At 65.6% G+C, this 14,683-nt stretch carries 14 protein-coding genes and 2 pseudogenes; 3 read left to right on the top strand and 13 right to left on the bottom strand.

Annotated elements, in window-relative coordinates; all coding sequences use genetic code 11:
• Nucleotides 1–76: 76 nt before the first annotated feature.
• Together J2R80_RS14935 and J2R80_RS14930 are read right to left on the bottom strand one after the other, a co-directional pair.
• A complete protein-coding gene (locus J2R80_RS14935) occupies nt 77–487 on the bottom strand; it encodes a DOPA 4,5-dioxygenase family protein (RefSeq protein WP_253638802.1) in 411 nt (136 codons plus the stop codon).
• A 21-nt stretch (nt 488–508) separates the two neighbouring features.
• On the bottom strand, nt 509–1,129 hold the full coding sequence (locus J2R80_RS14930; RefSeq protein WP_141340756.1) for a trans-aconitate 2-methyltransferase: 621 nt from the start codon (nt 1,127–1,129) through the stop codon (nt 509–511).
• A gap of 183 nt (nt 1,130–1,312) precedes the next feature.
• Between J2R80_RS14930 and J2R80_RS14925 the strand changes: the two genes are divergently transcribed.
• Nucleotides 1,313–2,017, top strand: a complete 705-nt coding sequence (locus J2R80_RS14925) for a hypothetical protein (RefSeq protein WP_076826073.1) — start codon at nt 1,313–1,315, stop codon at nt 2,015–2,017.
• Between the two features lie 21 nt (nt 2,018–2,038).
• Here the strand turns inward: J2R80_RS14925 and J2R80_RS14920 are convergent, their stop codons facing one another.
• Nucleotides 2,039–2,692, bottom strand: coding sequence for a PilZ domain-containing protein (locus tag J2R80_RS14920; protein ID WP_057016920.1), 654 nt, complete (start codon nt 2,690–2,692; stop codon nt 2,039–2,041).
• A 382-nt stretch (nt 2,693–3,074) separates the two neighbouring features.
• Between J2R80_RS14920 and J2R80_RS14915 the strand changes: the two genes are divergently transcribed.
• Nucleotides 3,075–3,878: an enoyl-CoA hydratase gene (locus J2R80_RS14915; protein WP_253638801.1), complete on the top strand. Its 804-nt coding sequence runs from the start codon at nt 3,075–3,077 to the stop codon at nt 3,876–3,878.
• 281 nt (nt 3,879–4,159) lie between these two features.
• On the opposite strand, the gene J2R80_RS14910 is transcribed toward J2R80_RS14915, so the two are convergent.
• The 8 genes and pseudogenes from J2R80_RS14910 to J2R80_RS14875 form a co-directional block, all read right to left on the bottom strand.
• Nucleotides 4,160–4,942 (bottom strand): SDR family NAD(P)-dependent oxidoreductase, encoded by a 783-nt coding sequence (locus tag J2R80_RS14910; RefSeq protein WP_092089647.1) that lies wholly within the window; start codon nt 4,940–4,942, stop codon nt 4,160–4,162.
• Between the two features lie 85 nt (nt 4,943–5,027).
• Nucleotides 5,028–5,950: pseudogene (locus J2R80_RS14905) on the bottom strand (DUF1932 domain-containing protein).
• A 492-nt stretch (nt 5,951–6,442) separates the two neighbouring features.
• A pseudogene (locus J2R80_RS14900) lies at nt 6,443–6,652 on the bottom strand (hypothetical protein); the annotation flags it as partial.
• 187 nt (nt 6,653–6,839) lie between these two features.
• On the bottom strand, nt 6,840–7,568 hold the full coding sequence (locus J2R80_RS14895; RefSeq protein ID WP_092089644.1) for a TetR/AcrR family transcriptional regulator: 729 nt from the start codon (nt 7,566–7,568) through the stop codon (nt 6,840–6,842).
• 59 nt (nt 7,569–7,627) lie between these two features.
• On the bottom strand, nt 7,628–8,506 hold the full coding sequence (locus J2R80_RS14890; RefSeq protein ID WP_141340769.1) for an SMP-30/gluconolactonase/LRE family protein: 879 nt from the start codon (nt 8,504–8,506) through the stop codon (nt 7,628–7,630).
• 35 nt (nt 8,507–8,541) lie between these two features.
• Complete coding sequence (locus J2R80_RS14885; RefSeq protein WP_253638800.1) at nt 8,542–9,612, bottom strand: aldose epimerase family protein; 1,071 nt, start codon at nt 9,610–9,612, stop codon at nt 8,542–8,544.
• A gap of 2 nt (nt 9,613–9,614) precedes the next feature.
• Complete coding sequence (locus tag J2R80_RS14880) at nt 9,615–10,544, bottom strand: Gfo/Idh/MocA family protein (protein WP_200844530.1); 930 nt, start codon at nt 10,542–10,544, stop codon at nt 9,615–9,617.
• Between the two features lie 237 nt (nt 10,545–10,781).
• The gene (locus tag J2R80_RS14875; RefSeq protein ID WP_076826066.1) at nt 10,782–11,807 is read right to left on the bottom strand and encodes a histone deacetylase family protein; all 1,026 of its coding nucleotides are present in this window, start codon (nt 11,805–11,807) and stop codon (nt 10,782–10,784) included.
• A gap of 181 nt (nt 11,808–11,988) precedes the next feature.
• Here J2R80_RS14875 and J2R80_RS14870 point away from each other — a divergent pair, with 181 nt between their 5' ends.
• Nucleotides 11,989–12,600 carry a TetR/AcrR family transcriptional regulator gene (locus J2R80_RS14870; protein ID WP_057016914.1) on the top strand — a complete coding sequence of 204 codons (612 nt, stop codon included), beginning with the start codon at nt 11,989–11,991 and terminating at the stop codon, nt 12,598–12,600.
• Between the two features lie 3 nt (nt 12,601–12,603).
• Here the strand turns inward: J2R80_RS14870 and J2R80_RS14865 are convergent, their stop codons facing one another.
• Together J2R80_RS14865 and J2R80_RS14860 are read right to left on the bottom strand one after the other, a co-directional pair.
• Nucleotides 12,604–13,554, bottom strand: a complete 951-nt coding sequence (locus J2R80_RS14865) for a fatty acid desaturase (RefSeq protein ID WP_141340750.1) — start codon at nt 13,552–13,554, stop codon at nt 12,604–12,606.
• A gap of 14 nt (nt 13,555–13,568) precedes the next feature.
• On the bottom strand, nt 13,569–14,600 hold the full coding sequence (locus J2R80_RS14860; protein WP_253640970.1) for an alpha/beta fold hydrolase: 1,032 nt from the start codon (nt 14,598–14,600) through the stop codon (nt 13,569–13,571).
• Between the last annotated feature and the right edge of the window lie 83 nt (nt 14,601–14,683).

Below are 14,683 nucleotides of genomic sequence, written 5' to 3'. Positions count from 1 at the left end.
CGCGATGAGTTTGAAACGACTTGGCTGCAGCACAATTGCGTCAAACTTTACGCACCCCGGCGACCGGCGATGACGCTCACGGGTGCAATGTCGGCGACGTGTTCGGCGTCGGCGCCTGCTCCATCTCCGCCTCTTCGGGCAGCTTGTCGGCGTGGACGGCGAGCGGCGTGCCGATCCAGAGCGGATCGTCGTGGTGGTCGCGGCGCGGATTGGTGGTGTTGGGATGGACCAGGATGCTCAGGCTGCCGTGGTTCAGCATCAGCCACGGCACCAGGGTCGGGAACAACTCGGCCGCAAACGCCACCTGATACATCGCCTGATCGTGCGGGCCGACCTTGACGTCGTGCCAGCGTCCGAGCGTGACCAGAAAGCGCTCGCCGATCCAGTTGCGCAGCCGCTCCGCCTCGTCCCGGCTGGCCGCGGGGTCGTAATAGACATGAGCGTGATAGCTCGCGATCTCGCCGATCGTCCGTGGCGCGTCCGTCATCTCAGCTCTCCTTCTGGCCGGTCACTTGCGCCGCAACACACTGAACTGGAACGATTGCGTCGCGCCCCAGGGCGTGACGTGCCGGTGCGCCTCATCCGCGATCAACTCGAATGCCGGACCAATGGTCCTGCCGAGCGTCGCGGGGTCATAGCGCTGCACCGGCAGGCCGCTGCACTTCTCCGGGCCATCCAGCGCGAAGGTGCCGATCACGGCGTGCCCGCCTGCTTTGACGCCGCGATGCAGCCGGTCGAGATAAGCTGCGCGGTCTGGTTCCTCGACCAGGAAGTGAAACGCCGCGCGATCGTGCCAGATGTCGAAGGTCTGCTGCGGCTGCCAGACCGTTGCGTCACCTACGATCCAGTGCACCTCGTCACCTGCTGCGCCGATCCGCTCCCGCGCGTTCGCCAGTGCCGTTTCAGAGAGATCGAGCAAGGTCACATCATGAAAGCCGCTCGCCAGCAGCGCATCGACAAGTCGCGAAGCTCCGCTGCCGACGTCGACGATCGAGGCGTCGCGGCCGGGCGCAACCGATTCGATCAGGCGCAGCGATGGCTGCGGATCGGCCTGCGACCAGCTCACCTGCTGCTCTCCCTTGGTCAGATAGACGGTCTGCCAATGCGATTGCCGATCAGAAGCGGTCATGGCGATAGGTCCCGAAAGCGGCAACAACCTGCGTTGCGCCATTAACCATCAGCTAGGCGCGGCGGTCTCTCGCGTCAACCGGCAGCGGCGGGCACGCACGGCGGCGTAGCAGCAAATGCCGCATTTGCTTCGCCGCATTTTCCAACTAACCTGATAGCCGGGTTGAGATCAGGGCGTCCGGGGATGGCCAATTTCGGCTGGACACGCGGCAACAAGCCTGCACAAGCGGAGGACGCCGCCAGCGACTTGCGCGGCCTTACCGATCCATTGGCGTTTGTCGCCGCGCTCGACAAGGTGGTCCCGCGCTATCTCGATCTCGCCGACAATGGCGTGCTGGTCTATCCGGCCTGCAAACGCAAGTCCGGCGATCTGCTCGGCGACATCAGTGCGATCTGGGAGCACACGCGGCTTGAAGCGATGCGCTATGTCCCGATGGTGCCGCGGCAGGACATCTCGCTGCTGGTCGATCCGGCCCGCCAGGCGGAGATGATCGATGCTTTCCTGCGCCAGCGCGCGCACGACAAGACCGTCGTCGATTTCACCGGCACCGCGATCGAAGACTACGGGATTGCGATCTACGCTGGCCTGAACTGGCTGAACCATTGCGGCGCGCTCGTGGGCGCCGATCCGCAAAAATTTTCCGGCACGTTGCGGAGCTTCCGCAGGGTCATGGTGGTCGCCCAACAGTGGTGGGCGATCGACGGCGCGGCCGAGCGTTGCCGGCAACTGCTGGAAGCGCGCGAACGGCCACCGCTGGTGTTCTTCCTGATGTGGGCCGAATGCACCAATTTGGCGCGGGAGATCGCGATCGCGGCGGCCGGTCCAAATGCAACCGAGCACACTATCTCGCGGATGCGCGCGGCCGAAGACCCGGAACAGCTGACCTAGGGAGCCGGCGGATCCCGGCCGTCAGGCGACAGGGTCCCCGTCGGCCGACGCTTGCTGCAATTCCTTGGATTTGCGCGAGATCAGGCGGGCCAGCTCGCTCTGCTTGTAGGTCTCGACGAACTTGATGGCGAAGCCGTTCGGCAGATGCCGGACCACCCGCCCGACGCAGGCGCCGATCGCAAGCGGCATGCCGACCGGCGGCTGCGCCTCGGAGGAGACCGCCGCGCCGGACAGCGACATGTCGATGATGAAGCAGCTCTGCATGGTGCCGTCCGCCAGCGTCAACATGGCATGCGGCGCGACGGGAACGAAACGCGGGTTGTTGCGCGCCTCGCGGATGCTCGGATCCTTTTGCTTCTTCTCGATCCAGGTCAGCTTGTCGGCGAACTTCTCACGCATGGCATGCGTCATCTCGAGCTCGAGCAGGAAGCTGCCGCTCATCGTGTCGGTGATGCAGCCCTCGAATTTGCCGAACTCCTCGAAATACGAAGTCAGCCGGTCGCCGACCTTGCCGACGACGGGCACGTCCACGATCATCCGGAACGGCGAGACGCGCGTCGTGCGGCAGGCGAAGGTGCGCAATTTGCCCTGGGCATCGTACCAGTTCGGCAACGTGTAGCTGCCATTGACGGTGATCTTGACCGCGCGTTGCTTGAGAAACTTTTCGACGGACACGACTGAACCTCGCCCGAGGCGATGTGAGTGCACGGAGGTCGGGATTGACCGGCTTCACTGCCGGTCCGGTGGTGGGGAAGTCCGCTACCGACGCGATGGTAGCGGGCAGCTGCGGCACGCATCCCAGCGCGTGGCGGAATGGTCCTGGCGCGCAGGTGCGTACAGCCATACCGTCGAAAAACTAGGAAAAAGTTAAACCGGGACGGAGCGTCGGCGCACTCCATGGCGCAACCGTTTCGCGGCGGTTTATTTTGCGAACCGTACAACTGCCGGGAGAGTTGCCGCCCGGCAATGCAATCGCGCCGTGCTCCAAACCGCCTGCCCCGGCTGTCGGCCGGGTGCTAGCCTTCGCTCGATCGGTCCGGACCCTCATAGGCTCAACATGTCAAACAAATCGCTTGCCGACGGCAAGATCCTGCAGGACGTCGTCGACGGTGTCGGCGTCATCACCTTCAACAATCCCGACAAGCGCAATGCGATGTCGCTGGAGATGTGGGAGGGGCTCGGCGAGGCGCTGACGGCGTTGCGCGACGATCCGGCTGTCCGCGTCGTGATCCTGGTCGGCGCCGGCGACAAGGCGTTCGTATCGGGCGCCGATATCAGCCAGTTCGAGAAGACAAGGCACAACGCCGAGGCCTCCGAGGAATATTCACGGCGCAGCGCCGCCCAGCGCACCCTGCTCGCCGACTATCCGAAGCCGACCATCGCCTGCATCCGCGGCTTCTGCCTCGGCGGCGGCATGCAGGTCGCGATGCTGACCGATATCCGTATCTCCGGCGCCAGCGGCCAGTTCGGCATTCCCGCGGCCAAGCTCGGCATCGCCTATGGCTATGACGGGCTGCGCCATCTGGTGTCGCTGGTCGGCCCGTCCTGGGCGCGGCTGATCATGTATACGGGCATGCGGATCGATTCCGCCGAGGCGCTGCGGATCGGCCTCGTCGATCGCGTGCTGCCGGACGCCGAGCTCTGGGACGCGACCATGGAGATCGCGCGCACCATTTCGGGCAACGCGCCGCTGGCGATCAAAGCCGCCAAGATCACCATCGCGCAGGTGCTGAAGGATCCCGCCGACCGCGACATGGCGGCGATCAAGCAGGTCGGCATCGAATGCATGGACAGCGCGGATTTCCGCGAAGGCCGCAATGCTTTCATGGAGAAGCGCAAGCCGCAGTTCAAGGGCCGGTAGCGGCGCCCTCATCCTCACCGGTCATCGCCCGGTTCAACCGGGCGAACCAGTACGCCGCGGCCCATCGGCTCAAGCACGACCGCCTCTGGAATACTGGATCGCTCGCATGCGCATGCGCGGGTGATGACACCGGATGGCGATTGCACGATTTCTGAATAATCGAATAATGCCGCTGATTTGCCCGACGTGTCAAGTCGCCTGGTCGAACGCCGGCCGCCGGCGGCTCCTTTGCATGGGGTTGTTTTCGATATTTTGGCAGTGTGCTCGCGGTTGAACCTGCCCTACTTCTTCTCGCTGACCGGGACCGTGTAGTTCAAGATCAACCGCCCGCCGTCGGGATAGATGGTCTGGCCGGTGATGTAGGAGGCATCGTCGCTGGCAAGGAATGCCACGACGGCAGCGACCTCGCTCGGCTCGCCGCAGCGGCCGGCCGGCGTGCGCGACAGCACGCTGCGCCGCGCATCCTCGGACGAGAAGATCGCCGTCGCCACCATCTCGGTCAGGATCGTGCCGGGTCCGACCGCCACGACGCGAATGCCGTGCGGCGCCAGCGCCACGGCGGCGACCGAGGTGAGCTGCTTCATCGCGCCCTTGGACATCGCATAGGTCGCGAGCGAGGGGATCGCGAGCAGCGCGTTGACCGAGGACATGTTGACGACGACGCCGCCACCGCCCTGCGCGATCATCTGGCGCGCCGCAGCCTGGACGCCGAAGAACGCGCCCTTGAGGTTGATGCCCATCACGTCGTCGAATTCGGCCTCGCTGATGTCGAGGAAGTCGCGGTTGCGCGCGACGCCGGCATTGTTGACCATGACGTCGAGCCGGCCGAACTCCTTCACCGCGGTCGCGACAATGCGATCGACATCGGCGCGCTTGCTGACGTCGGCCTCGACCGCCCGCAACTGATCGATATGTCCGAGTTCCTGGGCGGTGTGGACCAGCCCTGCAGCGTCGACATCCGAGATGACGACCCTGGCGCCGTCGGACAGGAAGCGCGCCGCGCAGGCCTTGCCGATGCCGCGTGCCGCCCCCGTGATGGCGACGACCTTGCCGGAATTCTTCATGGGAGTGCCTCCAGAACAAACTGTTCATGGAGCAATAGCGCATTGCGCGTCGGCAGGGAACGCGGCGGATTCTCCGGGCGAGACCTTACGACTTGATGCGCGCGAGAATCCGGTCGGCCTCGGTACGCCAGTCGGCGCTGCGGGCGAAGTCCGGCGTTCCCTTGGCTCCGAACACGCCCTCATCGGCAAGATCGGCGATCCAGCCCTGCCGCTCGGCGTGCCGGAGGCAGACCACGGCGTCAGCCCGGCCTCGCGCACGGTCTCCGCCACCTCGCGCACCTCCTCGGCGCGCCGCCGGCCGTGCTCGATCACCCGCTGAAAGAAATAGGCGCCCTGCTTCTCCCAGTCGATCGACGGAAAGGTCTCCTTGAGCGAGGCGAGCACCGCATCCTCGACGCCATAGGCGCGCGCGGTGGTGAAGCTCTCGATCACCATGGCCTCCAGCCCCTTGATCATCATGCTGCGACACATCTTGACTGCCGAGGAGACGCCAAGCTCGTCGCTTGCGACCTTCGCCGCAAAACCGAGCGCGACCAGCAGCGGCGCCAGCTCCCGCGCGCCTTGGCCGCCGAGCAGCAGCGGCACCCTGATCCGGTACGGCGGCAGCGAAGTCATCACCGCGCCTTCGACATAGCGGCCACCGGCGCCGTCGATGTGCGCCGCCGCGCGCTGCTTGGCGCCGGGCGAGGCCGAGTTGAAATCGAGAAACCAGACCCCGCTCCGGATCCCGGGCGCGCAGGCCGCGGCCACCGGCACCGCCTGGCTCGCCGTCACCGCCGAGATGATGAAATCGGCCCGCGCCGCAAGAACGGCATGCGATTACGCGAGCTCGACGCCGATCTCCGCCGCGTGTGCGCGCAGCGCCGCGCCCTGTTCGCGGTCAAGCTTGATGTCGTAGGCCGAAACCCTCACGCCCTGCTGGCGCAGATCCTCGGCAAGGATGCGACCGACCTCGCCATAGCCGAGCATGCCGATTTGCCATTGCCGCGGATCGCCGGAGATTGTCATCAGTTCAGGTCCCGTGTCGTGTCGTCGAACAGCTCGTCGACCGTGACGCGCCGGAGGATCAACGCCTGCTGGACGCAATAGTCGATCATCAATTCGAGCGGCTTGCGGTTCGCCGCAACGCCGAACGGCAGCAGGTCCGGCATGCCCGGGCGGGCCGGCCGCTGCCTTGCCGCGCTTGAGCAGCTCGTACAGGCTCCGCACCACGTCCGGCCGCGACGCCGCAAGCCGCGATGTCACCACCACCAGATGATTGACCGGCACCACGCCGTGCCGCTGATACCACAGGGACGCCTCTCGGGCTGGATCGGCGAACAGCGGCTTGAGCTCCGGATCGCTGGAGGTCTCGCCCAGCACGGCGTCGACCTCGCCGTCCCCCAGCATCTGGACGATTGTCTTGCCTTTCGGCGCGCGCTCGGTGCTGTCGACATATTCCGCAACATGTGGATCCTCGAACGTGACCCAGTTGATCCTGTCGAGGTTCACGCCATGGTCATTGGCAAGGATGCCGCGCATCCATGCCCCGGTCGTGGTCGTGAACGAGCGGATGCCGACCCGCTTGCCTTCGAGATCGGCCGGCTCAAGCGTACCGAGGTCGGCGCGATAGAGCGCATGGCCGTGCTGGAAGCGGCCGACCATCGCCGCCGGCAGCAGCACCAACGGCTTGCCGTGCGCCCTTGCCATCAGATAGGTCACGATCGCCATCTCGCAGACGTCGAAGGCCTGCTCGCGCACCATCGGCTTGAACGCGGCGTTGGTCGGCGTGAATTCGGTGAACTCGAGATCGAACAGGTCGGAGCGAAGCTCACCGTTCTTCACCGCCCGGATGTGCGGATGATTGCCGAGCACGGCGCGCAGCCGAAGTTTCTCCATCGCGACAAGCTCCGGACGTTCAGGTCACCACTCGGCCCGGATTCGCGCCCGGGATCTTGCGGGGCGCCCCTTCGTCGAGCGGCGCGGCCTGCAACGCGGCAACGGTGGCGCGCACCAGTTCCTCGATGGCGTGGCCGGCATCGGAGCCGTCGGCGCTGCCGCGCGACAGGCGCGAGACGCGCTCCGGCGTCACCAGCGTGTAGTAGAGCGCGCCGAGCAGGAAGTGGCTGCGCCAGACCAGATCGGTACGCGGAATATGCGGCAGGCTTTCATGAATCGCGTCGATGAAGGCATGACTGGTGTCGTCGAAGGTCTGCGCGATGATCTTGCGCACGACCTCATTGCCCTCGGCCGACATGATCGCGCGCAATCGCGTGAACCGCGTTCCGCCGCCGGCAAGATCGCTGCCGGACGTAAAGGCCGGCAACACATAGGCGCGCACGATCGCCTCCAGCCGGTCCTGCAGATCGCGCACCCGCCGCGCCGCCGCCAACAGCTCGGAGCGCCGGCGGTTCATCGGGCCGCAATGGCGCCGATAGATTTCCAGCAGCAGGCCGTCCTTGGTCCTGAAATGATAGGTCACGCTGCCCGGATTGGCGCCGGCGGCGTGCGCGATGTCGCGTACCGAGACGGCGTTGAAGCCGTAGGTCGAGAACAATTCCTCGGCCGCGGCGAGGATCGCCTCGCGCATGTTCGGCTTGCGGGCGCTGGCCGCCTTCACGTCGGACCTGGCAGGTTTGCGGACCATATTTGTACTATCGTCCAAATAATCCGGTCGCGTCAACAACGCCGCGCGGCACCCATCCGTCAGGATAGTTTGACGTGAGGCTCGGCCCGACCGCGCGCGGCGGCCTCGAGCAGGAACGTCCTGCCATGCTCGGGATCGGCCGCACGCTGCGCCTCATCCATGTCCTGCCAGGCCGAGGTGACCAGCACGCGCGAGAAGTCGCGGCCGACGAATGCCGGGCAACTCGATTGCCTCGCTGGTACGCGCAGCGAACGCAGATGCCGGCCGGCGGGATCGTAAACGTCGACGCGACCGCCACCCCAGCGCGCGTTCCAGATCAGGCCGTCGGCATCGACGATCGCGCCGTCGAGGCCGCCGCTGCCTTGATGCCTGATCAATTCGATGGGTTCACCGGTCGGCAGTCCTGTTGATGGATCGAGCGGCACGCGATGCAGCACGTTGGTTGCGGTATCGGCGAAATAGCCGATGTCGCCCGCGGGCGAAAAGCAGATCGCATTCGGGATGGTGATCCCGGGATAGAGTCGCACGATGCGGCCCCGGTGCAGCGCATAGATCGCGCCGGCACCCTGCTCGGCATGGCGCCCCATGGTGCCGAGCCAGAACGTGCCCGACGGATGCACACGCGCGTCGTTGGAGCGCGTCAGCGGATTGTCGGCCTCCAGCGCAGCGAACAGCTCCAGGCGGCCGTCTGCAACGTGCCGTACATAAAGTCCATCTTCGGCAAGGATCAGCTGCCGCTCGCCGTCGATCCGCGCCAATGCACTCGCCATTTTCGGCAATTCGTGGATGACGGTGCGGCCACCTGCAAATCGATGCTCGAACAGGCGGCGCTCGCGGATATCGAACCACCAGGCGGTGTCGGTCGCCGCATCATAGGTCGGGCCTTCGCCGAGATGGCAACGCTCCGCCGACAGCACCGATGTCGGTACCTCTTCCATCAGCGGCTCGGCGGCACGGTCGGTCATGGCGTCACTCACGCGGTTGAGAAGCGGTAGACGATGCTGCGCCGATAGAGCTGTCCTGGATCGAGCCGCGCCGACGGGAAGTCGGGCCGGTTCGGCGTATCCGGCCAGGCGTGCGGCTCGAGACAGAGCGCGTCGGATTGCCGGTACACACGATCGCCCTTGCCGGCGGTCGAGCCGTCGAGGAAATTGCCGGAATAGAACTGCAGTCCCGGCTGATCGGTGAACAGCTCCATCACGCGGCCGCCGTGCGGCGCCTCGAGGCGCGCAGCAAGGCAAAGGCCCGCCCCCTTGGCCAGACAGAAATTGTGGTCATAGCCGCGCCCGAGCCGCAGCTGCTCGTCATTCATCCTGATCCGCGCGCCGATGGCTGTAGGCTTGCGGAAATCGAACGGCGTGCCGTCGACCGGCCGCGGCGGTTCGTGGAGCGGGATCGCCGTGGCATCCACCGCGAGGAAATGGTCGGAGACGATCGTCAGCCGGTGATCGAGGATCTGCATGCCCGAGCGCGCGCCCTCGAGATTGAAGAAGCTGTGATTGGTGAGATTGAGGCATGTCGGCCGGTCGGTCGTCGCCTCGTAGGTGACCGAGAGCTCCATCGGACTGCGCACGCGATAGGTCACGCGCGCCGCGAGATTGCCCGGATAGCCCTCCTCGCCATGCGGGCTCTCGCGCTCCAGCACCAGCGTCGGCGCCGGATCATCCGATAGTTCGACGATCCGCCACAGCTTGCGATCAAAGCCCTGCACCCCGCCGTGCTGCGCGTTGGGACCGTTGTTGGCGTCGAGCTGCACGGTCTCGCCATCGAGCACGAAACGCGCGCCGGCGATCCGGTTGGCATAGCGCCCGATCGTCGCGCCGAAGAATTTGCGCTGTGCGAGATAGCCGTCGAGTTCATCGTGGCCAAGCACGATGTCGTCGCAATGCCCGTCACGATCCGGCGCAAGCAGCGCCTGCAGCGTGGCGCCGAACGGAAGGATGGCGGCCTCAAAACCGTGTTCGCCGCGCAAGATCACGCGCTCGACCACGGTGCCGTCGTGCAATTTGCCGAAGGGAGCGCGACCGATGCTGGCTGATGTCATTGTCAGTCCTCGAACGCCTCGACGAGGCGCCGTCGTCCGAACATGAAGCTATCGGCGACAAGCTGCAAGGGCGCGAGGTCGACATCGGATTTTCCTTCCGAGGTCAGCGCGACGAAACGGCGGTACAGCGCGGGATATTCCTCATCTGGCGCATCGACCACCAGCCTGCCGCCATCGCGCAGCTGCCTTCCACCTTTCGACAGCGTCACAGGCCCGGCCTCGGTTTCGCACAGGATGTCCCAGCTCGGCGATCCGGTCTGGCGGAAATCGAATTCGGCGTGGATTGGCAAGCCGCTCGCGTCGGAGAGTTCGATCTCTGCCGCAATCGGCGCCTCCCGATTGGACGGAAAGTCCAACGCCGCACTCCTGACAAAGACCGCACGCGGCAGGATCTCGGTCAGGATCGACAGCGCGTTGATGCCGGGATCGAACACGCCGAAGCCACCCGCCTCGAAGATCCAGGCCTGACCCGGATGCCAGACGCGCACGTCTTCCTTCCAGATGATGGTGACCTTGTTGATGGTGCGTCTCGCGAGCAATTGCCGCGCAGGACCGACCGCGCCCGCATAGCGTGAATGCCATGTGGCAAACAATGTCCGACCCGCCTCCTGCGCGGCCGCGATCAGCGGCTTGAGTTCGCTTAACGTCGTGCCCGGCGGCTTCTCCAGCAGCACGTGCTTGCCCGAGGCGAGCGCGGCGGCGGCCTGCGCGTGGCGCATCTGCGGTGGCGTACACAGCGCGACCGCGTCGATCTCCGGCCCGTCGCGCAACAACTCCTGCAAATCACGGAAATGCGGCAGGCCGGGCGGGGTCTTGACGGGATCGGCCACCGCAACGAGAGCCACGCCTGACGTCTTCGCGATCGCAGGCACGTGCTGCCGGCACGCGATCTCGCCATAGCCGACGATGGCGATGCGAAGCAGGTCACTCATGGCCGTCCTCGCGTTGCTGTCCACCTGGCCGGCTGAAGTCGCCAGGCAGAATCATAAGCCAGCGCCGAATACCAACGGCATGATGTGATTTTGGTTGCGGACACGCAAGTCCGCGACGTTCTGTTGCGCGCCTCGCGGCCGGGGTATCGGCTTTGACCAATCAAGGCCGATGCTCCGGATTCCGGCCTTGACGGGCTTTCTTCGCGCGGACCGGTCGCCACCTCGCCCGAAGCCGCGCTAGCGCGCGGCCTCAAACCCGCCGAGCACTGCCGTCAGATTGGCGCCGAGGATGTCGGAGAGATAGCCGCCCTCCTGCACCAGCACCGTCGGCAGTCCGAATCGGGCCAGTCCCTCGCCGATACGGCGGAAGCCGTCGGTGGTGACGGCGAGACCGGCGAGCGGGTCCTTCTCGGAGGCGTCGAGACCGAGCGCGACCACGAGCGCGGTCGGGGCGAAGGAGCGGATCGCCTTCTCCGCCACCGCGAGCGCCTTCATGTAGTCGTCGTCACCGGTGCCCTTGGCGAGGGGAATGTTGAGATTGGTGCCGAGGCCACCTGCGGCGCCGCGCTCATGCGCATAGCCCCAGACGAAGGGGTAGAAGAACGACGGATCGGCGTGGATCGAGACGGTGAAGACATCCGGCCGCTCGTAGAAGATGCCCTGCGTGCCGTTGCCGTGATGCACGTCGACGTCGAGGATCGCGACGCGCTCATGCTTCTGGCGCAGATGCTCGGCCGCGATCGCACTGTTGTTGAGGAAGCAGAAGCCGCCGGCGAGGTCGCGATAGGCGTGGTGACCGGGCGGGCGGCACAGCGCGTAGACGGCGTCCTCGCCGTCGAGCACCATCTGCGCGGCGGTGACCGCCACGTCGCTCGCGGCGCAGGCACCGGCCCAGGTGCCGGGACCGATCGGAGCCGCGGTATCCATCGTGTGCCAGCCGAGCTTGCCGACGATATGAGCAGGGTACGTGCCGGCATTGCGCACCGGGTGGATGTTCGCGATCATCTCCGGTCCGGCATTGCCGAGCGCCGACCATTCGTCCCAGGCGTCCGCGAGAAAGCTCAGATATTCCGGACTGTGCACGCGCGCGCGTGGCCCCTGCCCGAACCTGGTCGGCTCGATCAGCGTGTGCTTGCCAGCCTTCAGGCCCGCCAGCAGGCGGTCGGCGCGTTCGGGCTGTTCGGTGGTACGCTGGACCACACCGCGGACAAGGAAGAATTGCGGATCATGGCTGCGGTGCAGATCACTGTAGACGGCCTTCACGGGGACACTCCTGTTGGATCGGCGGCTGAGCTGGACAGAGCGAGGGCAATGTGCCGCACGCAAGCTCTGGCCTGCGCGTTGTACACTATCAGCGACGGCGACGATCTGAAACCGAGCGCGATTTCATGCTATGCCCGCATGCAGCGCAATGATTGAAAGACGCAGGACGCGAAGTCCGGCCATGGCCAGCGGCAAGACGCAGACAGAGGAAGCGGCAACGGGGCGGCGCGGGCGGCCGCGTTCCGCCGCGACCACGGCCGCGATCCTGGAAGGCGCCTATCAACTGATGGCGACGACCGGCCTCGCCGCGACCACCATCGACGCGATCGCCAGGCATTCCAACGTCTCGAAGATGACGATCTACAAATGGTGGCCGTCGCGCGAAGCCTTGCTGATCGATGCCTTCCTCGACCAGGCCTCGCGGGCCGTGCCGCTGCCCGAAACCGGCAGTCCGGTGGCCCGCATCCGCCGCCACGTTGCAACCTATGTCGAGGCGTTGCAGGGCGAGTTCGGCCGCGTGCAGCTTGCCGTGATCTCGGAATGCATCTCGAAGACCAGCACGGCAGAACTGTTCTACGAGCGTTACCTCGGCCTGCGCCGCAGCAAGATGCTGGAGATCATCGCCGCCGGCCAGAAGGACGGCAGCATCGGCGCGCCGGGCGTCCCCGGCGATATCTATGACGCCATCTATGGCAGCCTGTTCTACCGCTACGTCTTCGGCATCAAGCCGCTGACGCCGGCCTACGCCCGCAATCTCGTCAATCTGGTGCTGCGGCCGCGCACGGACGCTTGACTATCAAGCAGAGCGTTGGCGCTGACGGCGGAACCAGACCCAGGTCTCGCGCGTGACGGCCCGGTAACTGCTGCCGCGATACACGATGTGGCCATCGACGATAGCGTTCAGCTTCGGCAGCGCATGGAACGGCACAGTGGGATAGGCGTGGTGCTCGACATGGTAAGGCATGTTCCAGGCGAACCATTTCATGATCCTGCTGGTCATCGTTGTGCGCGTGTTCTCGAACGCGCTCCGCGTCCGCTCGCAGCCGGTGTGCTCGGCATAGAGATAGGGGCGCAGGATGAGCTGACCGGCCAGGAGCGGCACGATCCACACCCAGAGCAGGATCGCACTGTGCAGCGCGAACGAGGCCGCGAGCAACAGCAGATAGCCCGCGAGATAGAGCCGCGCCTCCAGCACGATCGGGGCGCGCTTGTGCTCCGGAATCCACGGCACGACCACCTTTCCGGTGAGTGCATGCCAAAACATCAGGCGGATGCGAACCAACACCTGCAGCAGTCCCGAATAGGCGATCGCGAGCTGGGTGTCCGACGCGGGCTTGGGGCCGACGATCAGCTCCGGGTCTTTCTCCGGATCCTGCGTGTAGCGATGATGGTCCCAGTGGAACAGGCAGTAATACTGGTAGGGCAGTCCGATCATGAAGGCGGACAGATTGCCTACGACAAGATTGAGCGCTGGACTGCGGAACGCCGTCTTGTGCGCGGTCTCATGCACCACCATGAACAGGAATGCGACGAAGTAGCCCTGCACGGCAATCAGCGGCAGCGCCCATGGCAGACCGTAGCGCGATGAGACCAGGGAGATCAGCGCGCCGACGATGACGATCATCCCGTAATGGCTTGCCGCGCGCACCGCGCCGGCAAGGTTCGACTTGGTCGACAAATCGCGCAAGGTCAGCGGGCTGAGCGGCTTCAGGCGGGGTCCGGCGTCACTGGTCTCTGCGGTGCTCATGGTCGTCTCACCTGTCAGCGTTGCAGCAGCGCCGAGATTTCGGCGTTGATGAAGGCGCGGTCTTCGGCGTTGTTGGCGGGATTGCCGGCCCGGTGCCCGTGGATCGACGGAATCGCATGCAGCGCGGCCGAGCGCGCGTTGACCAGGCGGCCGAGTTCAGCCTCGTTGTCGCGCGGGTCGAAATAGCGATCGGTACGCCCCGGCATCAGCAGGACATGCGCCTTGATCGCGGCCAGCGCCCGGTCGAAGTCGCCGCCGAATTGATCGCAACGGCTGATATCGCCGGCCTGCCAGATCGCGATCTGCGCCATCAGATCATTCGCATCGCGCCGCGCGAAGGCACCGTCCCAGGATCCCGCGAGGTAGTCTTCCAGCGAGTTGAAGCCGGCCGCGCGCCAGACTTCCTCGCGATAGAACTCATGCGACATCGCCCAGCCGGCGTAGACGCGCCCCATCGCACGAAGGCCCGCCGCGGGCTTGCTGACGAAGCGGCCGTCCCGGTAGGCCGGGTCGGCGGTCAGCGCGGCCTTCACACCTTCGAGGAACACATGATTATACGGCGAGCACCACGCGCTGCCGCAGACCACGGCCGCGCGCTCGACCATGTCGGGATACCGCGCGGCCCAGTGATAGGCCTGCATGCCGCCCATCGACCAGCCATAGACCAGCGCGAGCCTGGTCACGCCGAACCGCTCGACCAGCAGCCGCCGCTGGATCGCGACCGCGTCATGATAGGTGAAGGCAGGAAACGGCGCGCCGCCGAGCACCTCGACCGAATTCGACGGCGAGGAAGACAGGCCATTGCCGAACAGATTCGCGATGACGATGAAGTAGCGCTCGGGATCGAGCGCGCCGCCCGGCTGCACCAGCCATTCGATGTCGGAGTGCTGTGCGGCGAACGACGTCGGATAGAGGATGACGTTGTCCCGCGCCGCATTCAGCGTGCCATAGGTCTTGTAGGCGAGCCTCAGTTGCGGAAACACGGCGCCGCCCTGCAGCGTCACATCGCCTGCCTCGAACACCTCATAGTCGCGCGGCGTGGTCATCAGCATTCGACCTCGAGCAGCCGGGCGCAACGCTGCGCCCTTAATAACTGTACTATTGGTACACTAAATGCGAAACCCTGCAA

Origin of the sequence: Bradyrhizobium sp. USDA 4541, from assembly GCF_024171085.1 — a bacterium.
In the GTDB taxonomy this organism is placed as follows: domain Bacteria; phylum Pseudomonadota; class Alphaproteobacteria; order Rhizobiales; family Xanthobacteraceae; genus Bradyrhizobium; species Bradyrhizobium australafricanum.
This window is presented reverse-complemented; position numbering and strand designations above follow the sequence as displayed.